Source organism: Bradyrhizobium sp. CCBAU 11386, assembly GCF_028128955.1.
Taxonomy (GTDB): domain Bacteria; phylum Pseudomonadota; class Alphaproteobacteria; order Rhizobiales; family Xanthobacteraceae; genus Bradyrhizobium.
Map to the genome: position 1 here is coordinate 15,946 of NZ_LBKA01000256.1, position 25,126 is coordinate 41,071.

A 25,126-nucleotide genomic window follows, 5' to 3' on the forward strand; every position below is an offset into this window, starting at 1 on the left:
ATTACGCTACGCTAATCCACCCTACGGCACCGCGAGCACCGCGGTTCAGTTCCACCCCCCAAAAAACAAAGCCCCGCAGACCGAATCCCGGTCGCGGGGCTTTCTAATTCTAGCGTTCTGCCGGTACGTCCGCGGTCAGAAGCGCTGGTGCGCGGGCGTTAGCCGACGCGGAGATTGTCCGCCGACGACTTGCCGCTGCGGCGGTCGGCGACGATGTCGAACGAGACCTTCTGACCCTCGTTGAGGGAGGAAAGGCCAGCGCGCTCGACGGCGCTGATGTGCACGAACACGTCCTTCTGGCCGTCGTCCGGCTGGATGAAACCATAACCCTTTTGGGTGTTGAACCACTTCACGGTGCCCATAGCCATGGGAATTTCCTTTAGTTAGTTAGAGAGGATACGCACGCGGACCGGAACGCAACGCTGCGCCCATAGCCCTGATGAGTCGATGTTTTGGAGAAATCATCTGAAGCGTGCGCGCCTGTCTTAGACGAGGCGAAGCGGCCCAGTCGTTCGGCCAAGTATCGATGATCACAATATAGCGAGAATTTTGGGCCACTTCAAGGCACCACCCGCCACCCGGTACCTCGCCCGGATTTTCTATTTTGCGGTGCAAATTAACCGCTCCGGCGCATCTCAATCGACGATAAACAGCGTCGCCCCGGTGGCCGTCGAGGACCGGTGCGCGGCGTCGCCGAAGTCCGAAACCTGGTAGCTCATCCCCGCCGTGAGCTTGAACTTGCGGCCGTCGCGCAGCTCCGAATCGAGCTCGCCCTTGACCACGAAGATGACGTGGCCGCGGTCGCACCAATGGTCGGCGAGATAGCCCGGCGAATACTCGACCATCCGCACCCGGAGATCGCCGATGTTGAGCGTGCGCCACAGCGCCTGGCCGGTCTCCCCGGCATGCGTGGTCGGCTCGACCTTGCTCCAGTCGGTGACGGTGAAGGGGGAGGTGGGGAGTTTCATTGGGGGATCCTGTCTCGGTGCCGGCGGCGCTGTTGTTAGCGCACGCCGTTGCCGCAGTCTCCGTCATTGCGAGCGCAGCGAAGCAATCCAGAAATGCATCCGCGGAGGCCGTCTGGGTTGCTTCCGCCATCGCAATGACACGTGTGGCACGCTCGCGCCTCAGTCTCGGTGTCATCGCCCGCGAAAGCGGGCGATCCAGTATTCCAGAGGCCGTGCCGTGATACGGAGAAGCCGCGGCGTACTGGATTCCCCGCTTTCGCGGGGAATGACAGCGGTGGGTGAAGGGGCACCGTCTGCACACGACAAGCGCGCGGCGGCCACAGCAACCCACGCAAACGTCACCCCACCAGATGGTTCGCCGACCCCTGCACGATCAGCCCCGCATCATTCACCCGCAGATACTCGCAGATCTTCTTCCCCCGTTCGTTCGCGTAGAACACCACCACGCTGTCAGGGCTGACGAACACATCGATCAGCGAGAAGTGCAGCTCCGGCACCAGGGCGAGCGCCTTGCCCCAATAGGCCCGCAACGCATCCTTGCCGCGCAACGTTCCGCTGGCGTCGAACCCCAGCGCGGGGATGCGGTCCGAGGTCATCACGGCCGCCTCGTCATAGAGCGTGAGCACGCGCTCGAGGTCGCGCGCGTTCCAGGCCTCGACCCAGGTCCGGCCGAGCGCGGCAAGCGATGATGGCTGATGGTGCTGTGGCATGGCGTTCTCCCTGATCGGCCCCTGGTTGATGAGTGGGGCAAATTAGGTCAATAATACTTACCTATATCCATTTGTCCATGCCCAAGAAGAATGTGGGCGCGCAAACCTGCGCGGTTGCGGGTCGTCGCGCCGTCGCGTATCTGCTTGCCATGACAGCAGCACAGCACGACCGCTCCGCGTCGACGCCCTCCGTGGCCTCGGCGCATGACAAGATTCTCATCGTCGACTTCGGCAGCCAGGTGACGCAGCTGATCGCGCGTCGCGTGCGCGAGGACGGCGTCTATTGCGAGATCGTCCCGTTCAACAAGGCCGAACAGGCTTTTCTGGAGATGAAGCCGAAAGCGGTGATCCTCTCCGGCGGGCCGGAGTCGGTGCACGAGGCCGGCTCGCCCCGCGCCCCGCAATTGATCTTCGCCTCCGGCGTTCCCGTGATGGGCATCTGCTACGGCCAGATGACCATGGCGGCGCAGTTAGGGGGCACCGTCGAGGGCGGCCATCACCGCGAATTCGGCCGCGCCGATGTCGAGGTCAAGGCCGAGAGCAAGCTGTTCGAGGACGTCTGGTCGTCAGGCAGCAAGAACCAGGTCTGGATGAGCCATGGCGACCGCATCACCAAGATGCCGCCGGGCTTCTCGGTCGCCGGCACCTCGCCGAACGCGCCGTTCGCGATCATCCAGGACGAGAAGCGCAAATATTACGGCCTGATGTTCCACCCCGAAGTGGTGCACACGCCCGACGGCGCCAAGCTGATCCGCAACTTCGTCCGCAAGATCGCCGGCCTCACCGGCGACTGGACCATGCGCGCCTTCCGCGAGGAGGAGATCGCCAAGATCCGCGCCCAGGTCGGCAAGGGCAAGGTGATCTGCGGCCTCTCCGGCGGCGTCGATTCAGCGGTCGCCGCGGTGCTGATCCACGAAGCCATCGGCGACCAGCTCACCTGCGTCTTCGTCGATCACGGCCTGCTGCGCCTCGATGAAGCCAAGACCGTGGTCGACCTGTTCCGCCACCACTACAACATCCCGCTCGTGCACGTGGATGCGTCGAAGCAGTTTTTGGGCGAGCTCGAAGGCGTCACCGATCCCGAAAAGAAGCGCAAGACCATCGGCCGCCTCTTCATCGAGGTGTTCGAGGCCGAGGCCAAGAAGATCGGCGGCGCCGACTTCCTGGCGCAGGGCACGCTCTACCCCGACGTGATCGAGAGCGTCTCCTTCACCGGCGGTCCCTCGGTGACGATCAAGTCGCACCACAATGTCGGCGGTCTGCCCGAGCGCATGAACATGAAGCTCGTCGAGCCCCTGCGCGAGCTGTTCAAGGACGAAGTGCGCAAGCTCGGCCGCGAACTGGGCTTGCCCGAAATCTTCGTCGGCCGCCACCCGTTCCCGGGCCCGGGCCTCGCCATCCGCTGCCCCGGCGACATCACCAGGGACAAGCTCGACATCCTGCGCAAGGCCGACGCCGTCTACATCGACCAGATCCGCAAGCACGGCCTCTACGACGACATCTGGCAGGCCTTCGCCGTGCTGCTCCCCGTGAAGACGGTGGGCGTCATGGGCGACGGCCGCACGTATGATTATGTGGTCGGCCTCCGCGCTGTCACGTCAACGGATGGCATGACCGCCGACTTCTACCAGTTCGATATGAAGTTCTTAGGCGAGACCGCCACGCGCATCATCAACGAGGTGAAGGGCGTGAACCGGGTGGTGTACGACGTGACGAGCAAGCCGCCCGGGACGATTGAGTGGGAGTAGTACGGCCGGCTGCGATCGCGCACTTTAGCGTGGTTTGGCGAGACTGATCTCACTTCCTCTCATATCAGAGCGCCGACCCGAGTTGTGGACTCCACTTAACCCCTTTCAGTGCGTGAATCCCACAGGCTTCCGCGAGCAGCGTATTGTGGCGCGCTGCAGCGTGCAGAACGGCTCGAGCCCGCCCTGACCTTTTGGTGGAGCTGGTGCAAATTGGCCCATCTTCGAAAATCGGGATCCCCAGCAGGGCCGATTCCTAATTCAAGCTCCGTGCTGGAGAACGGAGGTCGGCATAGATGACGTGCCCCAATTCGGAAGACCTTCCCGAGCGAGACCTGGATCAAGACCAACATGGCGCCATTGCGCAGTTCGGTCCGAGTGGACAGCGGCTCTAAGCGTCCGTCGTCCCTTTCGGTCACTGCAAGACCATGCCTTTCATCGCAGTGCTACGGCACGACCAGATCAGCGCACCTTTCAAACTCTTGGCCCGCTATGTGAGGCGCCAATTTCGTCAAGGACGGCCTCCACGAGCTCAAGAGGTGTTTTTGTTCTGATGAACCGATCGCACGTTGCGGCTTCGCGCACCGATCGGTGTGGGGATTCTTCGCCGATTAATAGCTAAGCGGCCATTCGCAGCAGATCGAGGATGTCAGCTTCGCTCTTGAAAGGCCGCGGATTGGCCTGCACGAAGCGATGATTGATTGCGATCTTGCTGATCTGATCGAATTTGTCTTCACCGATCCCGACGTCAGCGAGGCGGCCGGGTAGTCCAAGTTTTTTGGTGAATTCTGCAAAGGCGTCTGCAGCTTCGATACCCGGGGCGCCAAGAGCCGTTGCCAACCGCTTCTGCGCATCCTCGGTAAATGGTTTGTTGTAGCGAAGAAGGCTCGGCATGATGACAGGTGTGCAATAGTAGTGAGGAACGCCGAAGGTCCCTCCGAGCACATGGCCGATGCCGTGGCTGGCGCCCATCGGGACCCGCGCCTGGAGGCCAAAAGCGGCGAGCCACGCGCCGTATTGAGATAGTCGACGCGCCTCCAGATCATCGGGTTGCTCCAACGTCCGGAGCATTCCCTCGCGCAGGGTGCGGATGCCTGCCAGGACAACTTCGTCAGCCAGCGGGGTACCGGCCGGCGAGCACAAAGCTTCGATACCGTGGTCCATCGAGCGCGTTCCCGATCCCATCCATAGCTTCGAAGGCGTATGAAGGGTGAGGGCAGGATCGAGAATGATCGCCACTGGCATCATCTGGGGATGGAAGAAGATCTGCTTTAACTTATTGCGCTCATCGGTGACGAGTGCTGCTGCATTGTATTCGCCACCATTCAGCGTGGATGGCACCGCGATCTGCCGGACTTTTGGCGCTCGGAACGGAGAGATGCTTACGCCCGGGCCCATGGGAAATGGATCGAAACCCGCTTCATCGCGGATGTCATGTTCCATCGCCATGATGACGATCTTGGCGAGGTCGATCGCAGAGCCTCCGCCGACAGCGACGACCAGATCGGCTTGTGCGTCGTTAGCTTGACGGGCAACGTCGGCAGCCTGCTTGCGCGTGGTGTGCTCCGCGATTCCATCGAACGTCGCGACATGCCGGCTCCCGAGCGTATGCCGAATCTTCTCGATCTCGTCGGTCTTCGTGTTGAGGGTTCGACTGACGATAAGGAAGACGCGCTTGGCGTCCAGTCGCACCGCTTCATCGTTCAAGGCGTCAGATGCAGCCTTGCCATAAACCACACGATCGATTGCTGGAAAATTATGTATCCCTGCTTTGCGCATTTCTTTCTCCCTGTGAGTTATGAAGCACCGATCCTCAAGCGGCGACGGCGTCGCGAATCTGTCGGGACGCCGTTTCCAGAAAGGCCTGAGCGAGATCGGGATCGTTGACCACGCGTGAGAGTGTCAACGCCCCGACCATCGTCGAGAGAATGGCCATGGCTTTGCCCTTGGATTCCTCGTCGCTGGCCTCGGCGATCAGGCGGCTGAGGATCTCGATATGGGCTTTGATCCCACCTTCGAACGATGCTTTCACGTCGCTGCTCTGCCTGGCCACATCCGAGCCGAGCGCCACGATCGGGCAGCCGTCCATCTTTTCGTCGCGATGGTCCGTGCTCAGGTAGAACGCCATCACCGCGCCAAGCGGATCCTCGGGTTCTGCGGCGATGGCGGTCGACCATCGGAGCGTGGCGCTCTCCAGCGCACGCGCCGACGCCTGCGCGGCCAAATCCTCCTTTGACGCGAACTGCTTGTAGAAAGCGCCTTGGGTCAGCCCGGCAGCCTCCATCAGGTCCTTGAGGCCGATGCCGTCAAATCCGTGCGACCGAAACAGGCGGCTTGCGACATTGATGACGTTTTGCCGGTTTTCCTCAGCCTGAATGCGACTCACTCGCATCATCGACCTCCACATTTAGATTGCGTTCGACATCTATTATCTGATATAGAGCTCGAATGCAATCTATCTGGCATGAGGCGATGGCATGAAAAAACGACCCCTTATCGTGCTGGGAGGCATCCTGGTCGCGGGATGCGCGGTGGCTGTGTTCTTCGCGCTTCGCGCGCCGGCAGCGTCGGCCGTGAGCGATCCGAGGCAGGAAGCGCCGATCGTCAGAGTATCGGCCGCGGCGCGGGTCATCGGATCGGAGCGTGGCTTCACGGGCATCATAGGGGCGAGGGTGCAGAGCAGCCTCGGTTTTCGCGTTCCCGGCAAGATCGTGGAGCGGCTTGTCAATACCGGTGAGCAGGTCAAAGCCGGTCAGCCGCTGATGCGAATCGACGAAACCGACCTTCGTCTTGCGGTCACGGCGAAGCGCAACGCCGTTGCTGCCGCGCGCGCGTCTGTCGTTCAGACCGAAGCGGACGAACAGCGATACGCCAAGTTGGTGAGCAACGGCTGGGCTTCCCGACAGCGCTACGAGCAAGCGAAGGCCGCACTGGATACGGCCGAGGCGCAGCTTGCGAGCGCTGAAGCCGATGCACGGGTTGCCGAGAACGAGGCGACGTACTCGGTCCTGGTCGCGGACGCGGACGGAACGGTGGTCGAAACGCTTGGCGAGCCCGGGCAGGTCGTCTCGGCCGGCCAGACGGTCGTTCGGATTGCAAAGGCCGGTCCTCGCGAAGCGGTGGTCGCGCTTCCCGAAACGATCCGGCCAGCGATCGACTCCGTGGCCGAGGCCAGCGTGTACGGCGCAGCTGAAGGACGGCGCTATACGGCGCATCTGCGGCAATTGTCGGATGCCGCCGATGCCCAGACCCGCACCTATGAGGCTCGTTACGTCCTCGACGGTGAGGCCGCGGCCGCACCACTTGGCGCGACGGTCACTATTCGGCTGGCAAGCCAGACCGGCGAGCCGGAAGTCCAGGTGCCGCTGGGAGCTGTGCTCGATGATGGCCGCAAGACCGGAGTTTGGATCCTGGATGCCGCCACCTCAACCGTACGCTTTCGGCCGATCAAACTTGTTCGGGTGACCGACGAAACCGCCGTGATCTCCGGCTTGAGCTCTGGTGATGCGATTGTTTCGCTCGGCGCTCACCTCCTGCAGGAGGGCGCCCGCGTCAGAACCGCTGCTGAAAGCCGGAGCAACTGAAGAGTCTCAATCCTTCCGCGCCAGCCGTTGGACAAGCACATGTACAGCTACATCGTCGAGCAGGAAATCCGAAAGACCTTCGACCATGTCAACAACCATCGCTGGGATGAAGCGGTGAAGGCGGTCGCGCCGCACATTCATCACCGTGTTTCCGGCAACCACGCGCTTGGTGGGGAGCGCCACGACAAAGCGGCCCTGCGCCGCTGGTTCGAGCGGCTCGGACGCGTCCTGCCCACTCTCCATATCACGGTCAACAACGTCTGGGTGAAGGGCTGGCCCTGGAACACCACCGTGTTTGTCGAGTGGGACGGCACGGCAACGCTGCTCGACGGCGACGGCTCGTACGTCAACCGCGGTCTCCACGTGTTCACGCTGCGGTGGGGCAAAGTCCATGCACTCCAGGAATTTCAGGATTCGCAGGAAGCGGCCCGTGGGCTTGCCGCCCAAGCGGCAGCTGGCCTCAAGGAAGCTGCCGCCCAACCAATTGTAAGTTAGCAGATGAACCTCAATCTTTCCGCGATCGCCGTTCGCGAACGGGCCGTCACCCTGTTTTTCATCCTCCTGCTGGCGGCCGCAGGCGCCTACGCCTTTCTCATGCTCGGGCGGGCGGAGGATCCCTCTTTCACCATCAAGACCCTGACAGTCACCACCGTATGGCCGGGGGCGACGGCGCGCGAGATGCAGGACCTCGTCGCCGAACCGCTCGAGAAGCGGATTCAGGAACTTACCTGGTACGACCGGGTGGAGACGACCACGCGGCCGGGTTACGCGTATATGACTGTTACGCTGAAGGACAGCACCCCGCCATCCAGCGTGCAGGAGGAGTTTTATCAAGCGCGCAAGAAGCTCGGAGATGAAGCGCGTAACCTGCCGCCCGGGGTGCTCGGCCCTTTCGTCAACGATGAGTATTCGGACGTGAGTTTCGCCCTCTATGCCCTCAAGGCGAAGGGCATGCCGATCCGGGAACTTGCGCGGCAAGCCGAGACCATTCGTCAGGACCTCTTGCACGTGCCCGGCGTCAAGAAGATCAACATCCTCGGCGAACGTCCCGAACGCATATTCATCGAGTTTTCCTATGCCAAGCTCGCAACCCTCGGCGTGTCGGCACAGGATATCTTTGCCGCTTTGCAGCGGCAGAACACCGTCACACCGGCTGGCTCGATCGACACTCAGGGGCCGCAGGTGTTTATCCGGATCGACGGCGCCTATGACAGTGTCCAGGCGATCGGCGACACGCCCATTGTCGCTTCGGGACGGACGCTGAAGCTCTCCGATATCGCGGGGGTCCGCCGCGGCTATGAGGATCCTCCCACCTACCTCATCCGACATCAGGGTGAGCCCACGATCGAGCTCGCGGCGGTGATGCAGGAGGGCTGGGACGGGCTCGCACTCGGCAGGGCGCTGAAGGACAAGGCGGCGTCCATCGCAAAGACGCTGCCGCTCGGGATGACACTCGACAAGGTGTCCGACCAAGCCGTCAACATCACCTCGGCCGTTGACGAATTCATGATGAAATTCGCGATGGCGCTCGGCGTGGTGCTGCTGGTCAGCCTGCTCAGCCTCGGCTGGCGCGTCGGCATCGTCGTGGCGGCTGCGGTCCCCCTCACGCTTGCGGTCGTGTTCCTCATCATGCTGGAAACCGGGCGGTTCTTCGATCGCATCACGCTCGGTGCGCTCATCCTGGCGCTTGGTCTGCTCGTGGATGACGCCATCATCGCCATCGAGGTGATGGTGGTGAAAATGGAAGAGGGCATGGACCGCATCGCGGCGGCCGCCTACGCGTGGAGCCACACGGCGGCGCCCATGCTGTCCGGGACACTTGTGACGATCGCCGGATTCCTGCCGGTGGGGTTCGCGCGCTCGACCGCGGGCGAGTATGCCGGCAATATTTTCTGGGTCGTGGGCTTTGCCCTGATCGTCTCCTGGATCATCGCGGTGATCTTTACACCCTATCTTGGCGTCAAGATGCTGCCCGCGATCAAACCGATCGAAGGCGGTCACGACGCGATCTACGGCACGCCGAATTACCGGCGCCTGCGAGCGCTCATCACCTTTGCCGTGCGCCACAAATTCGTAACCTGCGGTATCGTTGCCGTCGCTTTCGCGCTCTCCGGCGTCGGCATGGGCGCCGTCAAACAGCAGTTCTTCCCGACGTCTGACCGTCCCGAAGTGCTGGTGGAGGTCCGCCTGCCGGAAGGCACCAGCATCGAGACGACGGCCGCCACAGTCGAGAAGCTCGAACGCTGGCTGGGCGAGCAACCGGAAGCCAAGATCGTCACGAGCTATATCGGGCAGGGTGCTCCACGCTTCTTCTTCGCGATGGCGCCGGAGTTGCCCAATCCGGCCTTTGCCAAGATCGTCATACTTACGCCCGACGCGGAGGCGCGCGAGGATTTGAAGCACCGGCTGAGACTGGCCGTGTCGGAGGGGCTCGCACCCGAAGCGCATTTGCGCGTCACGCAGCTTGTATTTGGACCCTATACGCCGTTCCCGGTCGAGTTCCGGGTGATGGGGCCTGATCCCGCGCAATTGTACGCCATCTCCGATAAAGCACTCGACATCATGCGGAGCGTTCCTGATGCGCGGCAAGCGAACCGCGATTGGGGCAATCGCACACCCGTGCTTCGCTTCATCCCGGATCAGGATCGACTGAATCTCATCGGCCTCTCGCCAGCGGAGGTGGGCCGCCAGCTGCAGCTCCTCCTGACCGGTGTCGCCGTTACGCAGGTTCGGGAAGACATCCGCAACGTCTCTATCGTAGCCCGCAGCGCAGGCGGCGAGCGGATGGATCCGACGCGTCTGACCGATTTCTCGCTGATGAGCCGAGACGGCCGCGCGATTCCGCTCGATCAGATCGGCCATTCGGAGGTGCGTCTGGAAGAGCCCATCCTGAAGCGCCGCGACCGCATCCCGGCCGTCACGATCCGCTCGGACATCAACGAGGCGACCCAGCCACCAGAGGTATCAAAGCAGATCATGACGGCCCTTCAGCCGCTGATCGCGTCCCTTCCAGCCGGCTATCGTATCGAACTCGGCGGATCGATCGAGGAAGCAACCAAGGCCAACGACGCCTTGGGGAAGGTCTTTCCAGCGATGATCGCGGCCATGCTGATCGTCATCATGCTGCAGGTGCGGTCGTTCTCGACGATGGCCATGGTCATGCTGACGGCACCGCTCGGCCTAGTGGGCGTCGTGCCGATGTTGCTCGCCTTCAATCAGCCGTTCGGGTTCAACGCCATTCTCGGCCTGATAGGACTGGCGGGCATCCTGATGCGCAATACCCTGATCTTGACCGAACAGATCAAGGAGAACCGTGCTGCCGGCCTCGATGACTATCACGCCGTCATCGAAGCCACCGTGCAGCGCACAAGGCCGGTGATCCTGACCGCACTTGCCGCCGTGCTGGCCTTCATCCCCCTGACGCATTCCGTGTTCTGGGGTTCGATGGCCTATACGCTGATCGGCGGCACGGCGGTCGGCACGGTCCTGATTCTGCTGTTCCTTCCTGCGCTCTATGTCGCCTGGTTTCGTATCAAGCCGGCCCCGGACGAGCTCTATCAGCATTCTGCGAACAAGCCGGAATTGCGAACAGCAATGGCTGCCGAGTAGGGCTCTTGTAGGAGGAGACACCTGAAGTTCTCGCCCGCTCGGTTTGCTCGATGATGACCAACTGCACGATCTTGCGGCTTGCAGCGATCGTCGAGGGCGGCCCCGGTAGATCAGATTCATCATTCTGGAGGCATCCGTGAAGTGTCCGGTCCGAACGGGAATAGATGCCGACGAGACGCGCGCGCGCATTCTCGAGGTCGCGGAGGAACACTTTCGCCGTGTCGGGTATCACAAGACATCGGTGGCCGACATAGCCTCCGAGCTCGGTATGAGCCCGGCGAATGTCTACCGCTTCTTTCCCTCCAGGGATGCGATCAACGAGTCCATCTGCGCGCGGATGGTGGACGAGGCTGCGGACGTCGCTTCTGCGATCGCGCGCGCAAATGCGCCGGCCACGGAGAAACTCGGCCAGCTCCTGACTGCCGTTCACCACCACAACAAGATGACGCTGATCGGGGAAAAGCACATGCACGACCTGATGGTCGCAGCCACGCAAGAAAACTGGCCGATCATCAACGCGCACACCCGGCGGATGGCGACGTTCTTCGAGGCAATCATACGGGAGGGCATCGAAGCCGGCGAATTCGTGATCGAAGATGCGACGGAAGCTGCGCGAGCGGTGAAGTCAGCGTTCATGCCGTTCTTCCATCCGGTTCTGATCGAGCACTGCGTTCGAAACGGGGAAGATACCGAAGCAGGCCTGTGCAACCAGATACGTTTCATCCTGAAGGCGCTCGGCAACTCTGACCCGGCATGGACACAGCAACGGTCACATAGTTCCTCAAGTGTTTCGCACGGGCCGACACGGTGACCCAGTGCACGCGATCGCGACGACGAACGTCGCGCTCTTCCCATGGACGAAAGGAAATCCCATGAAGACCGTCGCCGCAACCAATCCGGAACTGCGTGATCACCGAACCTCCAGACTGGAAAAACTCGGCGTCGAGAAACCTCTCAACTTCTTCATAGCAAGCGTCTGATTAGGTGAGGCGGGTGCTACGTCGCCCGCCGGTTAGTTCTGAGCATCTACGGGTTCGAAAATAGAATTAATTGAGCGTCTCCAAATCACACAGCCGCGTCTGGCGGCCCGCGTCAGAGTAGCTCAAAAATCCACGCGTTTTGCGCGCAGTTTCTGAACCAGCTTACCGCGCACGAGAGCAGGCCTGGCGTTCGCCGGAGGGGAATGACCATCTAACGGCTTGACTAGTTCAAAAAAAGAACTGTATCCTGCAAGGAGAAGATGGCCGAACGCAACGGCCGCAATGTGCCGAAATACGGCTGGACCCGTTCAGCCCGATGCGTCTTTGCAATGACGCGCGACGAGTCGCGCCGGCGCAACAAAATAAAGCCACGTACCCGGAAAGGGTGCAGGTTTGGGAGGACGAGCAATGTTGGTGAGATGGAAGATCGTTGCGGCTCTGGCTCTATTCTTGAGCGGCCCGGCATTCGCCGCCGACGAGCCCGGAATCTCTGCCACCGAGATCAAGATCGGCGGGGTTTTTCCCTTCAGCGGGCCGGCGTCATCCATCGGTCTCGTGGGCAAGGGACTGATGGCCTACATTCAGGCCTTAAACGACCGCGGCGGCGTCAATGGACGCAAGATCAACTACATCGCCTATGACGACGGATATAGTCCGCCCAAGGCGGTGGAGCACGTCCGCAAGCTGGTTGAAAGCGACGAAGTGTCGTTCATGTTCGGCCAGCTCGGCACTCCCGGCATTTCAGCCACTGCAAAATACCTGAAGGCCAAGGGGGTGCCGAGCGTCGCCATCGTCAGTGGCTCGTCCAAGTTCACGGACGTCGCCAACTACCCGCTGATCACCACGGGTCTTGTCAGCTACGACACCGAAGGAAAGATCTACGCCAAATACCTGACGAAGACGCTGCCGAACGCCAAATATGCCATCCTCTACCAGAACGACGATCTCGGCAAAGATTATGTCGGCGCCTTCAAGGCGTTCCTCGGCAAGGATTTCGACCGGAAGGTCGTCAGCGCTTCCTATGAGGTCACCGAACCGACGATTGATTCTCAAATCACCAATCTGAAGAGCTCGGGTGCCGAGGCGCTGGTGATCGCCGGCACGCCGAAGTTCGCAGCCCAGGCCATCCGGCAGGCTTCGGTGATCGGCTGGAAGGCGACCGTAATCATCAATTTCCCTTCCGCCTCGGTCGGAGGCACGCTTGCACCGGCTGGCCTCGACAAATCGGTCGGCGTGATGGTCGGGACGACCAACAAAGATATTCTGGACGAGACATGGAAGGATGACCCGGGCATGCAGGCCTACCGGGCGTTTTTCGACAAGTATCTGCCGGGCGCCGATATCACCAACGGCAGCTATCTGACCGGCTATCAGCAAGGCATCCTGCTCGAGCAGATACTCAAGCAATGCGGTGATGATCTGTCGCGGAAGAATATTCTGGCGCAGGCGAAGAATCTCAAAGATGTCGTCGTTCCGACTGCGCTGCCTGGGATCAAAGTCAACACCAGCGAGACAGAGAACATGATCTGGACGCAGATGCGGCTGCAGCGCTGGACCGGCACGACGTGGCAAGCTTTCGGAGACGTCCTGGATGCCAGGTCCGAGTGACGTGGCGTAGCAGCTCGCTCTATCCGTCCGCGGTAATTCAGGAGATCGCTTTCGATGTCGACGAAACCACTGACATTTGCGCCTAGGGAGCTCTCCATCGAGCGCCGGATCGACGGCACGCTCATATTGAGGTCGCCGCTTGAACTGGGACCGTGCAACTGGCGCGTCACCGAGTTTCTCCCGCGCTGGGCAAGTGCGGCTGCAGACCGAATCTTCCTCGCACAACGCAATGCCAAAGGGGGATGGGACGAGATCACGTATCGCGAGGCATGGTTGCAGGTCCAGGCGGTCGGCCAGAGCCTGATCGATATGGGCGCAAAGCCGGCGGACAGGCTGGCGGTGCTTTCGGGGAATTCCATCGAGAACGCGGTGATTTCGTTTGCGGCGATGTCGATAGGAGTCATTCTGGCGCCAATATCGCCGAACTACACGCTGATGCCCGGCGGCCTTGCGCGCCTCAAGGACATCGCGCAGGTGCTGCGGCCGAACTTCGTCTTCGTTCAGAGCGGACGCGACTTTTCCGCGGCCCGCTCCATTCCCGAATTGGCGGACGCGGCCTGGATCAGCGTCGATGGTGCGCCGGATACGACGCCCTTCCGCGTCCTGACTGATCGACCGGAGTGCGACGGGTTCGCGCATGCTTCGGCTGCGGTCCCTTGCGACGCCGTTGCGAAAATTCTCTTCACGTCCGGCTCGACCGGCCTGCCAAAGGGCGTGCTGAACACCCACCGCATGATGGCGAGCTCCCTGCAAATGGGCAGCCTGCTCGTGTCGCCTCCGGAGGCGCCGGTCCAGGTCGAGTGGCTGCCGTGGCACCATACGATGGGCAGCAACGTCATTCTTCACGGCATTCTCAAGAACGGCGGGACGCTCTACATCGATGATGGCCGGCCGCTGCCGCAGCTCTTTCACAAATCGGTGGCGAATCTCAAGGAGATCTCGCCGACGGCGATGTTCAACGTGCCCGCCGGTTATAATCTCTTGTGCGACGCCATCGAGAACGACGTCGCCCTCGGCGCGAGCATCTTCAAGCGGATGGATCGATTGAGCTACGCGGGGGCTGCAATTTCGCAGGGAACGCTTGAAAAACTCTATCGGCTGACATCATCGATCACGGGCCGGCGGATTCCAGTCATGTCGGGCTATGGAACGACCGAAACCGCGCCGACAATCAGCACGACGCATTGGGCAACGGATCGGCCCGGGGAGATTGGTCTTCCCGCGCCGGGCGTGCAGCTGAAACTCGTTCCCGTTTCCGACACGTACGAAGCCAGGGTCAAGGGCCCCAACGTCACCCCCGGTTATCTCGGAAGGGCCGATTTGACGGAGAAGGCCTTCGATGAGGAGGGGTTCTACCGCATCGGCGATACCGTGTCGTTTCTCGATCCCGAGAAGCCGGAGCTCGGTCTTCGTTTTACGGGCAGAATTTCGGAGAACTTCAAGCTCGCGAACGGCACCTGGGTTGCGATCGGGACTATGCGTGCCGCCATCCTGGCCGCAACGCGCGGCGTCTTGCTCGACATTGTCGTTGCCGGAGAAAACCGTGAAGCCTGCGCGCTGCTGTGCTGGCTGAACCCGACCGAGGCGGCGCGGATTTCGAACGCGCCCACTGCGGATTTGACCTCCGAGCCCCGAGTGATCGAATTCCTGAAGCATCGTTTGCGGGAATACAATGAGGCCGTTGGAAGCAGCGAAAAAATCTGCTCATTCACCCTGCTGAAGGATCCGCCCTCATTGGCCGCGGGAGAAATCACCGACAAGGCCTATGTCAATCAACGCGCCGTACTCAAGCACCGGGCTGAACAAGCGGAGCATCTCTACTGCAGCGAACCCGACGCAGCTGTGATTCCAGTCTGAGGATGCGTTCGGTCGGTGATGCCGGTGGTCGGCTCAAGCGGCGCTGCGGCGCGCCTTTGCCTTCGGCTTGTCAGGTGTCGCTATCGTCAGCGGGCTTTGGGCGCCTGGGCCCGGATGGGTATGAACCTCCTTGGCCAGGAGCGGCTCGCCGCATTCAGAGCACACCATGACGGGGTCGAAGTTCTTTCCGCACTTGCGGTGCTGGTGCAGCAGCGGCCGGCCGCGCTCGTCGACCATGTGAGTGTCGCCCCAATGCACCAGCGCCATCATGATCGGATAGAGATCGAGGCCCTTTTGGGTCAGGATATATTCGTGACGCTTGGGCGCTTCCTGGTAGGGAATGCGGCGCAGGATGCCCAGCCGAACCAGCTTCTTCAGCCGTTCGGCAAGCAGATGGCGGGTAATTCCGAGCGCCGACTGGAATCCTTCGAAGCGCCGCGTGCGCAGAAAGCATTCGCGCAGGATCAGAAGCGTCCAGCGGTCGCCGATCACGCCAATGGTTCGGGCCATCGAACACGGCTCTTCCTCAAGTTCCTTCCACTTCATCCGTACTCTCCAGTCGTCCTTGCATGGCCGCCTCAAACCGTCGCTGAGGTCGTTCCATTTCCTTGCATTCTAGATAGGTACTGAACTCCAAACAATACCCCGATCATTAGGCCAAACTAGCACAAGTCCGGCCAAATTTGACAGTTCAATTTTAGAACTGTAAAGACGAGATCAGGCAAGCATGCGATTGGATCACAGGTCACGGACCATCCAATTCGCTCTGCGGGAGAAAGCGGTCATGACCCCCAAGGTTGAATTCCAGTTCGATTTCGGCAGTCCGAACGCCTATCTGGCGGAAGTCGCCATTCCCGGGATCGAGCGGCGGACCGGCGTGAAGTTCGAGTACGTCCCAGTCCTGCTAGGCGGGATCTACAAGGCGACGGGCAACATGTCGCCGTTCGACTCGCTTCGCGGAATCAAGAACAAACCGGAATACCAGGCGCTCGAGACCCAGCGCTTTATCCGGCGCCACAACATCACGAAATTTCGCCAGAATTCGTTCTTCCCGGTCAATACATTGATGCTGATGCGCGGGGCCGTGGCGGCCCAGTTCGAAGGCGTGTTCGAGCCATATTTCCGCGCCGCCTATCATCACATGTGGGAAGAGCCCAAGAAGATGGACGATCCCGAAGTGTTCCGGAGCGCATTTGCTTCCTCGGGGATCGACATCGACAGGCTGGTCGCGCGCGCACAGCAGGACGACGTCAAGAAGAAGCTGATCGACTTGACCAACGACGCGGTCGCTCGCGGTGCGTTCGGTTCGCCGACGTTCTTCGTTGGCAAGGAGATGTTTTTCGGCAAGGATCAACTCCGGGACGTCGAGGAATCGATCGTCGAACAGAGTCGGCAGCCCGTTTCCAAAACCGGCTAGTTACCGACTTGCGGTCCGGGCGTGTTGTGGTGAAGGGGCTGGCGGGAAGCTAGAATTTTACCCTCAGCCCGCTGGCAGAAAAAAAGATCCAGGGAGAGTGAAATGGCTGGTCCGCTTGGCGGCGTTCGTGTCCTCGATCTGACCGGCGTGGTGTCGGGCCCGTTTGCGACCATGTTTCTGGCGGACCAGGGCGCTGACGTGCTCAAGATCGAGCCGATCGGCGGCGATATCACCCGTCGCAGCCGGGCCACCATCGACAAGGACGGCGAGTTCTCCGCGCTGTTCATCTCGTCGAACCGCGGCAAGCGTTCACTCTCGATCGACGTCAAGAGCCCGGCCGGGCGCGAGGTGCTGGCCAAACTGGTCGCGCAAGCCGACGTCCTGGTGCAAAACTTCCGGCCCGGCACCATGGAGCGCCTCGGCCTCGGCGTCGAAGAGCTGCGCCGGCGTCATCCGCGCCTGATTTACGTCTCCATCAGCGGCGTCGGCGAGACCGGACCCTATGTGAAGAAACGGGTCTACGACCCGATCATTCAGGGCCTGTCGGGCTTTGCCGATATCCAGTCGCAGCCGGTCACCAATCGCCCTCAGATGATCCGCACCATCGTTTGCGACAAGACGACAGCCGTGTTCACGGCGCAGGCGGTGGCGGCCGCACTCTATGCGCGAGAGAAAACCGGGCAGGGGGATCATATCCAGGTGGCCATGCTGGATGCGATGATTTCCTATCTGTGGCCGGAAGGCATGATGCAGTACACCGTGGTCGGAGCCGAGGCCGCCGCCGCCGATCCCAACGACCGGCCGGATCTGGTGTTCAAAACCAGTGACGGCTACATCACGGCCGGCACCATCTCCGATTCCGAATGGCAGGGCTTCTGTCGCGCGTCCGGCGACCCCGAGCTCGCCAAGGATCCCCGGTTTGTGACCCCGTCGGCGCGTTCAGTGAACGCCACGGCGCGCATCAACAAGATGGCGGAGTATATCGGCCAGCACACGACGGCCGAATGGCTGGAGCGTCTGGACGCCGCGGATGTTCCTTGCGCGCCAATCCTGCGGCGCGGCGAAATCATTCACAATGAACAGGTGGTGGCGCGCGGGATCATCGCGGAATTCGACCAGCCCAAGGTTGGCCGGGTGCGCCAGCCGAATCCTGCGGCCCGCTTCGAGGTCAACCAGGTTGCGATCGGTGGACCGGCTCCTCGCGTCGGCGAGCACTCGCGCGAAGTGCTGCGCGGGCTGGGTTATGGCGATGACGCGATCGACGACATGGTCGCCGCGCGCACATTGCGCGTGGCCGTGTAGGCCGACGCGCTTCGCGCGATTCTCAATCGGCTCTCAAGCCTTGGCAGGCATCGGTGTAATCGGTGCTATCGGAACGTTCGCCGCAGCCGCTCGCTGGTAAGCCTCCCGACTTCGCATGCGCTCGAGGTAAGGCTGCGCATTGTCGCAAATGCCGACACCGTAGGCGACGGCCCAGTCCAGGCACGTCGTCAGCAGGATATCGGCGCTGCTGAAGCGGTCGCCCATGAGGAACTGTCGGCCATCGGCCAGCGCGACCTCGACATGGCGCAGCTGCGCTCGAAAATATTCCGCGGCTTGAGCCACGACCTCCGGCGCCACGCCGTAGATCGGGCCGAGCGCATCGGCGCGGTGACGGCGCATCACGTACAGGCTGGTGGAGTCGAGCTCGGTGACGATAAAGAAGCACCATTCCAGCCACGCGGCATAGTCGCGGGTGGATTCCGGAATCAATGCATGCTCCGGCGTGGAGTACATGCGCGACAAATATGCGACGATCGCGGCACTTTCGCCGATGCAGAAATCGCCGTCCTGCAGCAGCGGAACCTTCTGGCGCGGATTGAGCCTGGTATATTCGGGCGACTTGGTCTCACCCGTCCGCGGGCCGATCGGTTTGGTTTTGTAGGCCAGGCCAAGCTCGTGCATTGCCCAGTGAGGTCGAACGGTGCGGCTTGTCCCAACGCCCCACAGGGTGAGGTCTGGATCGTCGCTCATGTCACCATTTCTCCGCAGCCGGACGAAGATCGAGTTCATGGGTCCAGCCGTCGCGGCTTTGCTGATGGGCAAACCAATACGCTTCGGCAATCGAGGAGGTCTTGGTCAGGCTGTCGGGAGGGATCTCGCTTGCCTCGATCCCCTTGGCCGCCTTCATGCGCTGATGAATGGCTTCGCTATCGACGCCGGCGTCGATAATGAGGTGGACGACGTGAATGTTCTTGGGCCCGAGCTCGCGCGCCATGGCCTGCGCCAGCGCGCGAAGACCGAATTTTGCCGATGAGAACGCGGCAAACCCCTTGCTGCCGCGGATGCTTGCGGTCGCGCCGGTAAAAAAGATGGTGCCGCGTCCGCGCTGTAGCATGACGCGCGCAGCTTCGCGTCCGACCAGGAAGCCCGCGTAGCACGCCAGCTCCCAGGCCTTGAAGAAGAGCTTCTCAGTGGTCTCCAGCAGGGGCTTGTTGACGTTCGAGCCGGCATTGAACAGACAAATCTCGATCGGCCCGATGTCGCGTTCGACCTCCGCGAACAGCTTCTGGACCTCCGCTTCCTGGCGGGCATCAACGCTGAAGGCGTGGATGCTTTGGCCTTTCGCCTTGAGCTCATCGACAAGCGCCTGGGACTTAGCTGCATCGCGCCTGCAGATGCAAACAGTGTAGCCGCCGCTGGCAAACCGCCGCGCAACAGCAGCGCCGATGGCATCACCCGCGCCGACCAGCATCGCGACACCGCGACTTTCTCCCATGCTTGTCCTCCCTTAAGTTCTTATTTGATACGCATAGGTATCGGCTGAAAACCGCGTTGTAAACGGAGTTCTCGCGAGGCGGTAAATATGGCAGTGAACTTGCCATTTCCTGATGCGAACGTTGCAGCAAAATAGCGATTGACGAGTTCTAAAAAAGAACGCATGTTTGATCCCGAGGCGCAATGATGAAAAAGCGTCGATGTTCTTCAGGTGGGAGGCGGTTGGTCGTGGCGAAACTATCGCAAGCGCTCGGTCTCGATGAGACTGTTTTCGGTTTGCCGGGCCGCATCCATCAATCAATTCGTCGCCAGCCTGCCAAAGCCCTGGATCGAACCACGCAGGTCGAAGACTGTGCCTCCGGCCATGGTACCCTTGGTCAGCGCGCTGGCGAGGTGAGAGCGGATGAGCGCATAGTCATCGGCCGCGAAAATTGCGGCCCACATTCCAGGTCCGACAGAACAGCTTCGCACACAGCGAGCCTAACCTAACCGGGAGAAGACCCTTGAAAAAGAGAAATGCAACCGTCGCCGTGGTCGGCGCGGGCGATTTCATCGGCGGCGAGATTGCCAAGAAGTTTGCCTCCGAGGGCTTCACCGTCTTCGCGGGCCGCCGCAACGGCGACAAGCTGGCGCCGCTGGTCAAGGAGATCGAGGCCGCCGGCGGCGAGATCCAGGCGCGTTCGCTCGACGCACGCAAGGAGGAAGAGATTATCTCCTTCCTCAATGACGCCGACAAGCGCGCGCCTCTGGATGTCTGCATCTTCAACATTGGTGCCAACGTCAACTTCCCGATCCTCGACACGACCGAGCGCGTGTTCCGCAAGGTCTGGGAGATGGCCTGCTACTCCGGCTTCCTCGCCGGCCGTGAGGCAGCCCGGCTGATGCTGCCGCGCGGCCAAGGCAACATCTTCTTCACCGGTGCGACCGCTTCCTTGCGCGGTGGCAGCGGCTATGCCGCTTTTGCCAGCGCCAAATTCGGACTGCGCGCCGTGGCGCAGGCGATGGCGCGTGAGCTGGGCCCGAAGAATATTCATGTCGCTCACCTCATTATCGACTCGGGTGTCGACACCGAGTGGGTCCGCCAGCGACGCCTGGAGGCACTCGGCCCCAATGCGCTCGACGATCCGGACCTGCTGATGCCGCCGGCCTCGGTCGCGACGTCCTATTGGCAGCTCTATCAGCAGCCGAAGAGCGCCTGGACCTTCGAGATGGAAATCCGCCCCTTCGGTGAGAAGTGGTAGGACGCGCCCGATGGAACTCGCATTGTCTCCCGAAGACGCGGCCTTCCGTGATGAGGTGCGCGCTTTCATCGCCGAAAACTATCCGAAGGAAATGCGGGTCCCCAATCCGGAGACCGACCTGACCAAAGAGCAATCCTTGCTCTGGCACCGCATTCTCTACAAGAAGGGCTGGATCGCGCCGCTCTGGCCCAAGGAATATGGCGGCCCCGGCTGGTCGATCACCCGACGTTTCATCTTCGAGCAGGAAACCAGCCGGGCCGGGACGCTACCGCCGTTGGCGTTCAGCGTCACCATGGTGGGTCCCGTCATCTACACCTTCGGCAACGATACGCAGAAACAGAAATTCTTGCCCCGGATTCTTTCCGGCGAGGATTGGTGGTGCCAAGGCTATTCCGAGCCGGGCTCGGGCTCGGACCTCGCCACCGTCCGGACCAAGGCTGTGCGCGATGGCGACCATTACATCGTCAACGGTCACAAGACCTGGACAACGCTGGCGCAGCACGCCGACTGGATCTTCTGCCTGGTGCGTACAGATCCGGGCGCAAAGCCTCAGGCCGGAATCTCGTTCCTCCTGATCGACATGAAATCGCCCGGCGTAACCGTGCGTCCGATCATCACGATCGACGGATCGCACGAGGTCAATGATGTCTTTCTCGAAGATGTCCGCGTCCCCGTCGAGAACCTGATCGGCGAGGAGAACAAAGGCTGGACCTACGCAAAATTCCTGCTGGGCAACGAGCGCACCAGCATGGCCGGGATTGGCCGGTCGACGCGTTATCTCGATCGATTGAAGAAGATTGTGAACGCGGAGATTTCCGCGGACGATCCGGCCCGTCTCGAATTCAGCAAGGAGATCGGCCGGATCGAGCTCGATGTGCTCGCGCTCGAGGCCACCGAGCTGCGCGTCATTGCCCAGATGGCGCGCGGCATTGATCCGGGTCCTGCGGCTTCGCTGTTCAAGATCCGCGGCACCGAGATCTTTCAGGGGATTACCGAGCTCACGCACCGCGCCATCGGCAATTACGGACTGGCACTTCGCGAGCAACCTTTGAGCGCAAACCAGTTCATGCCGGGTCCTGATTACGGCCACACCGCGTCGGAAAAGTACCTGAACGCGCGCAAGCTCAGCATCTACGGTGGATCGAACGAGATCCAGCGCAACATCATCGCCAAAGCGGTGCTCGGTCTCTAGCAACAGCGCAACAAGAGGATCGGATGGATATCCAGTTCACGGAAGAGCAGGAACTGTTGCGCTCCAGCGTACAGCGGATGCTGCGCGACCAGTACAGTTTCGAGGCGCGCCGCAAGATTGTTGCCAATGAAGAGGGCTGGAGCCGCAAGCAGTGGGGGGCCTTTGCCGAGCTCGGCCTACTTGCCGCGCCGTTCTCCGAGGCGAGCGGCGGACTCGGTGGCGGCCCGCTCTCGACCATGATCATCGCCCAGGAATTCGGCCATCACCTTGTCGTGGAGCCGTTCGTGGAGACTGTGGTGCTGGCTGGCGGCTTGATCGAGCATGCAGGGACCGAAGAGCAGAAGCAGGCCTTCATTCCCGATATCATCGCCGGACAGAAGATCTGGGCGCTGGCCTGGACCGAAAGAGGCTCGCGCTTCGACCTCGCCAATGTCGCGACCACGGCGCGGCCCGATGGCAAGGACTACATCCTCAGTGGTGAGAAGACCGCCGTCATCGCGGCGCCCTGGGCGGACTATCTCATCGTCTCCGCCCGCACCGCCGGCAAGCGCCAAGATCACTCCGGCGTCAGCTTGTTCGTCGTCGATGCCCGGGCGGCCAATCTCGAGCTGCGGAGCTTCAAGACCATCGACGGCCGCCGCGCCGCCGAAATCACGCTCCGCGATGTACGCGGCGAGTTGCTCGGCAGCGAGGGAGAAGGTGTCGCCCAGCTGGAAGCCTGCCGGGATCGGGCCATTGGCGCGCTCTGCGCCGAAGCGGTCGGTGCGATGAGCGAATTGAACTCCGCGACGCTGGAGTTCTCCAAGACCCGGAAGCAGTTCGGCGTCACCATCGGCAGCTTTCAGGTTCTGCAGCACCGGATGGTCGACATGTTCATCGCCCATCAGGAGGCGCTCTCCCTGATGCAGCATCTCAATCTCAGCCTCGGCGCCGGCGAGAACGGTATCTCGCGCCTCGCCTCGGGGGCCAAGTCGAAGATCGGCTATGCCGGCAAATTCATCGCGGATCAGGCGGTGCAACTCCATGGCGGCATGGGCATGACCGACGAACTGAATGTCGGCCATTACCTCAAGCGAATCTCTTCCATCAACATCCAGTTCGGCGATCCGGCCCACCACTTGCTGCGCTATGTGCAGCTCGATGCGGCCGCGTGACAAAGAGGCAAGCATGACGACAGAGGCAGTTATCGTTTCCACCGCCCGCACCGGTGTCGGCAAGGCCTATCGAGGTGCCCTGAACAACACCGAGGGTCCGACCATGGCCGGCCATGTGATGGCCGAAGCGGTGAGGCGCGCAGGGATTGAACCTAGCGAGGTCGAGGACGTGGTGATGGGTTGCGCGATGCAACAGGGCACCATGGTGATGAACGTCGCCCGCAAGGGTGCGATACGTGCCGGCTTGCCGGCAACGGTCGCCGGTACCACGATCGACCGGCAGTGCGCGTCCGGCTTGCAGGCCATAGCGGTCGCCGCACGCTCCGTCATGCTGGACGGCGTCGAAATCGCGATTGGAGGCGGTATCGAATCGATCAGCCTGGTGCAGAACGAGCACATGAACAGGTTCCACGCCGTCGACGACGAACTGATGGCGATGAAGCCGGACATGTACATGTCCATGCTCGATACCGCCGAGGTCGTCGCCGAGCGCTACAAGATCGGCCGCGACCGGCAGGACGAATACAGCCTCGAATGTCAGCGCCGCATCGGTGCCGCGATGCAGGCCGGCCGCTTCAATGACGAGATCGTCCCGATCACGACCAGGATGGCTGTCGTCAACAAGGACACCAAGGAGGTCACCTATCAGCAGGTGACCCTGTCGAAGGATGAAGGCCCGCGCCCCGAGACTACGGCGGAAGGGCTTGCGAAAATCAAGCCGGTGTTCGAAGGCAAGACCATCACCGCGGGCAATGCCAGCCAGCTTTCCGACGGCGCGTCGGCCTGTGTGATCATGAGCGACAAGATCGCCGCGAAGAAAGGCCTGAAGCCGCTCGGCATCTTCCGTGGCTTCGTCGCCGCCGGTGTCGAGCCGGACGAAATGGGCATCGGTCCGGTCGCGGCGATCCCGCGTCTTCTCAAGCGGCACGGTCTGAAGATCGATGACATTGACCTCTGGGAGCTCAATGAGGCCTATGCCGTCCAGGTGATCTACTGCCGCGATAAGCTCGGCATCGATCCGAACAGGCTGAACGTCAATGGCGGCTCGATCGCGATCGGACATCCTTATGGCATGACGGGCGCCAGGCTTGCAGGGCACCTCCTGATCGAGGGGCGCCGGCGCAAAGCGAAATACGGCGTGGTGACCATGTGCATCGGCGGCGGCATGGGCGCGGCGGGCCTGTTTGAAATCGTCAACTGATCGGAAACCGGAGAAGCGCACGTGAAGACAGCAATTACTGAACTGTTCGGCATCCAGCATCCGATCATCCAGGGCGGCATGCACTATGTCGGCTTCGCCGAGCTGGCCGCGGCGGTGTCGAACGCTGGCGGTCTCGGGGTCATCACCGGCCTCACGCAGAGGACGCCGGAGTTGCTGGCCAAGGAAATCGCGCGCTGCCGCGACATGACGGACAAGCCGATCGGTGTGAACCTGACGTTCCTGCCGAGCTTCACTTCGCCGCCCTATCCTGAATACATCGCCGCTATCAAGGAAGGTGGCGTCAAGGCGGTGGAAACCGCCGGCCGCAGCCCCGAACAGTACATGCCCGCGCTGAAGGCGGCGGGCATCAAGGTGATCCACAAATGCACTTCGGTGAGGCATTCGCTCAAAGCCGAAAAGATCGGTTGCGACGCCGTCAGCGTCGACGGCTTCGAATGCGGCGGTCATCCCGGCGAGGACGATATCCCGAACATGATCCTGCTGCCGCGCGCGGCGGATGAACTGAAAATTCCGTTCGTAGCCTCGGGTGGCATGGCGGATGCCCGGAGCCTCGTTGCCGCGCTATCGATGGGGGCCGCCGGCATGAACATGGGTACCCGCTTCGTCGCAACCAAGGAAGCGCCCGTCCATGCCAACGTGAAGCAGGCCCTGGTCGAAGCCACCGAGCTCGACACGGTGCTGGTGATGCGTGCGCTGCGCAACACCGAGCGCGTGCTGAAGAACAAGGGCGTCACTCAGCTGCTCGAGGTCGAGCGCGAGAAGGGGGCGAGCCTCAAGATCGAGGACATCCACGAGCAGGTGGCGGGTGTCTACCCCCGGGTGATGGTCGATGGCGATATGGACGCCGGCGCCTGGAGCTGCGGCATGGTGGTCGGGCTGATCAACGATATCCCGACGGTGAAGGAGCTGATTGATCGCATCATGACGGAGGCCGAACGGATCATCCGGCAGCGGCTGACTGGATTTCTTGACGGTACTGTCGCCAATGCGGCCACGCGCGCCGTTGCTTGACAAAGACTTGCGAGCGAAGGCTTCAGCGCCGAGATCAATACTCGCTGATCGGATTCAGCGCCCGTCTGCGT

Annotated in this window: 23 protein-coding genes; 14 read left to right on the top strand and 9 right to left on the bottom strand. The window is 61.7% G+C overall.

What is annotated here, in order from left to right; translation table 11 throughout:
• Nucleotides 1-158: 158 nt before the first annotated feature.
• From XI09_RS37065 to XI09_RS37075, 3 genes are all read right to left on the bottom strand, one after another.
• Nucleotides 159-368, bottom strand: a complete 210-nt coding sequence (locus tag XI09_RS37065) for a cold-shock protein (protein ID WP_008141931.1) — start codon at nt 366-368, stop codon at nt 159-161.
• 267 nt (nt 369-635) lie between these two features.
• A complete protein-coding gene (locus tag XI09_RS37070) occupies nt 636-968 on the bottom strand; it encodes a DHCW motif cupin fold protein (protein WP_092182989.1) in 333 nt (110 codons plus the stop codon).
• A gap of 338 nt (nt 969-1,306) precedes the next feature.
• Complete coding sequence (locus XI09_RS37075) at nt 1,307-1,678, bottom strand: nuclear transport factor 2 family protein (protein ID WP_271571304.1); 372 nt, start codon at nt 1,676-1,678, stop codon at nt 1,307-1,309.
• A gap of 149 nt (nt 1,679-1,827) precedes the next feature.
• Between XI09_RS37075 and guaA the strand changes: the two genes are divergently transcribed.
• Nucleotides 1,828-3,426 (top strand): glutamine-hydrolyzing GMP synthase, encoded by a 1,599-nt coding sequence (guaA, locus tag XI09_RS37080; protein WP_271571305.1) that lies wholly within the window; start codon nt 1,828-1,830, stop codon nt 3,424-3,426.
• A 615-nt stretch (nt 3,427-4,041) separates the two neighbouring features.
• Here guaA and XI09_RS37090 read toward each other — a convergent pair.
• The gene (locus XI09_RS37090) at nt 4,042-5,202 is read right to left on the bottom strand and encodes an iron-containing alcohol dehydrogenase (RefSeq protein ID WP_271571306.1); all 1,161 of its coding nucleotides are present in this window, start codon (nt 5,200-5,202) and stop codon (nt 4,042-4,044) included.
• A 34-nt stretch (nt 5,203-5,236) separates the two neighbouring features.
• On the bottom strand, nt 5,237-5,815 hold the full coding sequence (locus XI09_RS37095) for a TetR/AcrR family transcriptional regulator (RefSeq protein WP_271571483.1): 579 nt from the start codon (nt 5,813-5,815) through the stop codon (nt 5,237-5,239).
• An 85-nt stretch (nt 5,816-5,900) separates the two neighbouring features.
• Between XI09_RS37095 and XI09_RS37100 the strand changes: the two genes are divergently transcribed.
• The 6 genes from XI09_RS37100 (at nt 5,901) to XI09_RS37125 (ending at nt 15,061) form a co-directional block, all read left to right on the top strand.
• Complete coding sequence (locus XI09_RS37100) at nt 5,901-7,007, top strand: efflux RND transporter periplasmic adaptor subunit (RefSeq protein ID WP_271571307.1); 1,107 nt, start codon at nt 5,901-5,903, stop codon at nt 7,005-7,007.
• A gap of 39 nt (nt 7,008-7,046) precedes the next feature.
• Nucleotides 7,047-7,502, top strand: a complete 456-nt coding sequence (locus XI09_RS37105; RefSeq protein WP_271571308.1) for a nuclear transport factor 2 family protein — start codon at nt 7,047-7,049, stop codon at nt 7,500-7,502.
• 3 nt (nt 7,503-7,505) lie between these two features.
• Nucleotides 7,506-10,616, top strand: coding sequence for an efflux RND transporter permease subunit (locus XI09_RS37110; protein ID WP_271571309.1), 3,111 nt, complete (start codon nt 7,506-7,508; stop codon nt 10,614-10,616).
• Nucleotides 10,617-10,752: 136 nt separating this feature from the next.
• Nucleotides 10,753-11,427, top strand: a complete 675-nt coding sequence (locus tag XI09_RS37115) for a TetR/AcrR family transcriptional regulator (RefSeq protein ID WP_271571310.1) — start codon at nt 10,753-10,755, stop codon at nt 11,425-11,427.
• Nucleotides 11,428-12,004: 577 nt separating this feature from the next.
• Nucleotides 12,005-13,204, top strand: coding sequence for an ABC transporter substrate-binding protein (locus XI09_RS37120; RefSeq protein ID WP_271571311.1), 1,200 nt, complete (start codon nt 12,005-12,007; stop codon nt 13,202-13,204).
• 54 nt (nt 13,205-13,258) lie between these two features.
• Complete coding sequence (locus XI09_RS37125; protein WP_271571312.1) at nt 13,259-15,061, top strand: AMP-binding protein; 1,803 nt, start codon at nt 13,259-13,261, stop codon at nt 15,059-15,061.
• A 33-nt stretch (nt 15,062-15,094) separates the two neighbouring features.
• Here the strand turns inward: XI09_RS37125 and XI09_RS37130 are convergent, their stop codons facing one another.
• Nucleotides 15,095-15,607, bottom strand: a complete 513-nt coding sequence (locus tag XI09_RS37130) for a winged helix-turn-helix transcriptional regulator (protein ID WP_271571313.1) — start codon at nt 15,605-15,607, stop codon at nt 15,095-15,097.
• Nucleotides 15,608-15,845: 238 nt separating this feature from the next.
• Here XI09_RS37130 and XI09_RS37135 point away from each other — a divergent pair, with 238 nt between their 5' ends.
• On the top strand, nt 15,846-16,478 hold the full coding sequence (locus XI09_RS37135; protein WP_271571314.1) for a 2-hydroxychromene-2-carboxylate isomerase: 633 nt from the start codon (nt 15,846-15,848) through the stop codon (nt 16,476-16,478).
• A 102-nt stretch (nt 16,479-16,580) separates the two neighbouring features.
• Complete coding sequence (locus XI09_RS37140) at nt 16,581-17,780, top strand: CaiB/BaiF CoA transferase family protein (RefSeq protein WP_271571315.1); 1,200 nt, start codon at nt 16,581-16,583, stop codon at nt 17,778-17,780.
• Nucleotides 17,781-17,813: 33 nt separating this feature from the next.
• Here XI09_RS37140 and XI09_RS37145 read toward each other — a convergent pair whose 3' ends face one another.
• The 3 genes from XI09_RS37145 to XI09_RS37155 form a co-directional block, all read right to left on the bottom strand.
• Entirely contained in the window at nt 17,814-18,491 is a 678-nt protein-coding gene (locus tag XI09_RS37145; protein WP_271571316.1) for a glutathione S-transferase family protein, read from the bottom strand.
• A gap of 1 nt (nt 18,492) precedes the next feature.
• Entirely contained in the window at nt 18,493-19,212 is a 720-nt protein-coding gene (locus XI09_RS37150) for an SDR family NAD(P)-dependent oxidoreductase (protein WP_271571317.1), read from the bottom strand.
• Nucleotides 19,213-19,532: 320 nt separating this feature from the next.
• Nucleotides 19,533-19,679 carry a hypothetical protein gene (locus XI09_RS37155; protein ID WP_271571318.1) on the bottom strand — a complete coding sequence of 49 codons (147 nt, stop codon included), beginning with the start codon at nt 19,677-19,679 and terminating at the stop codon, nt 19,533-19,535.
• Between the two features lie 59 nt (nt 19,680-19,738).
• On the opposite strand from XI09_RS37155, the gene XI09_RS37160 reads away from it, so the two are divergent.
• From XI09_RS37160 to XI09_RS37180, 5 genes are read left to right on the top strand one after another with little or no spacing between them, the layout of a single operon-like run.
• The gene (locus tag XI09_RS37160) at nt 19,739-20,476 is read left to right on the top strand and encodes an SDR family oxidoreductase (protein WP_271571319.1); all 738 of its coding nucleotides are present in this window, start codon (nt 19,739-19,741) and stop codon (nt 20,474-20,476) included.
• A gap of 10 nt (nt 20,477-20,486) precedes the next feature.
• Nucleotides 20,487-21,668, top strand: coding sequence for an acyl-CoA dehydrogenase family protein (locus XI09_RS37165; protein WP_271571320.1), 1,182 nt, complete (start codon nt 20,487-20,489; stop codon nt 21,666-21,668).
• Between the two features lie 23 nt (nt 21,669-21,691).
• Nucleotides 21,692-22,822, top strand: coding sequence for an acyl-CoA dehydrogenase family protein (locus XI09_RS37170; RefSeq protein ID WP_271571321.1), 1,131 nt, complete (start codon nt 21,692-21,694; stop codon nt 22,820-22,822).
• Nucleotides 22,823-22,835: 13 nt separating this feature from the next.
• Nucleotides 22,836-24,023, top strand: a complete 1,188-nt coding sequence (locus XI09_RS37175) for an acetyl-CoA C-acyltransferase (RefSeq protein ID WP_271571322.1) — start codon at nt 22,836-22,838, stop codon at nt 24,021-24,023.
• Nucleotides 24,024-24,044: 21 nt separating this feature from the next.
• Nucleotides 24,045-25,055, top strand: a complete 1,011-nt coding sequence (locus XI09_RS37180) for an NAD(P)H-dependent flavin oxidoreductase (RefSeq protein WP_271571323.1) — start codon at nt 24,045-24,047, stop codon at nt 25,053-25,055.
• Nucleotides 25,056-25,126: the final 71 nt, after the last annotated feature.

Coding starts and splice junctions, on each gene's coding strand:
- XI09_RS37065 (WP_008141931.1), bottom strand. CDS start 368: ATGGCTATGGGCACCGTGAAGTGGTTCAACACCCAAAAGGGTTATGGT.
- XI09_RS37070 (WP_092182989.1), bottom strand. CDS start 968: ATGAAACTCCCCACCTCCCCCTTCACCGTCACCGACTGGAGCAAGGTC.
- XI09_RS37075 (WP_271571304.1), bottom strand. CDS start 1,678: ATGCCACAGCACCATCAGCCATCATCGCTTGCCGCGCTCGGCCGGACC.
- guaA (WP_271571305.1), top strand. CDS start 1,828: ATGACAGCAGCACAGCACGACCGCTCCGCGTCGACGCCCTCCGTGGCC.
- XI09_RS37090 (WP_271571306.1), bottom strand. CDS start 5,202: ATGCGCAAAGCAGGGATACATAATTTTCCAGCAATCGATCGTGTGGTT.
- XI09_RS37095 (WP_271571483.1), bottom strand. CDS start 5,815: ATGCGAGTGAGTCGCATTCAGGCTGAGGAAAACCGGCAAAACGTCATC.
- XI09_RS37100 (WP_271571307.1), top strand. CDS start 5,901: ATGAAAAAACGACCCCTTATCGTGCTGGGAGGCATCCTGGTCGCGGGA.
- XI09_RS37105 (WP_271571308.1), top strand. CDS start 7,047: ATGTACAGCTACATCGTCGAGCAGGAAATCCGAAAGACCTTCGACCAT.
- XI09_RS37110 (WP_271571309.1), top strand. CDS start 7,506: ATGAACCTCAATCTTTCCGCGATCGCCGTTCGCGAACGGGCCGTCACC.
- XI09_RS37120 (WP_271571311.1), top strand. CDS start 12,005: ATGTTGGTGAGATGGAAGATCGTTGCGGCTCTGGCTCTATTCTTGAGC.
- XI09_RS37125 (WP_271571312.1), top strand. CDS start 13,259: ATGTCGACGAAACCACTGACATTTGCGCCTAGGGAGCTCTCCATCGAG.
- XI09_RS37130 (WP_271571313.1), bottom strand. CDS start 15,607: ATGAAGTGGAAGGAACTTGAGGAAGAGCCGTGTTCGATGGCCCGAACC.
- XI09_RS37135 (WP_271571314.1), top strand. CDS start 15,846: ATGACCCCCAAGGTTGAATTCCAGTTCGATTTCGGCAGTCCGAACGCC.
- XI09_RS37140 (WP_271571315.1), top strand. CDS start 16,581: ATGGCTGGTCCGCTTGGCGGCGTTCGTGTCCTCGATCTGACCGGCGTG.
- XI09_RS37145 (WP_271571316.1), bottom strand. CDS start 18,491: ATGAGCGACGATCCAGACCTCACCCTGTGGGGCGTTGGGACAAGCCGC.
- XI09_RS37150 (WP_271571317.1), bottom strand. CDS start 19,212: ATGCTGGTCGGCGCGGGTGATGCCATCGGCGCTGCTGTTGCGCGGCGG.
- XI09_RS37155 (WP_271571318.1), bottom strand. CDS start 19,679: ATGTGGGCCGCAATTTTCGCGGCCGATGACTATGCGCTCATCCGCTCT.
- XI09_RS37165 (WP_271571320.1), top strand. CDS start 20,487: ATGGAACTCGCATTGTCTCCCGAAGACGCGGCCTTCCGTGATGAGGTG.
- XI09_RS37170 (WP_271571321.1), top strand. CDS start 21,692: ATGGATATCCAGTTCACGGAAGAGCAGGAACTGTTGCGCTCCAGCGTA.
- XI09_RS37175 (WP_271571322.1), top strand. CDS start 22,836: ATGACGACAGAGGCAGTTATCGTTTCCACCGCCCGCACCGGTGTCGGC.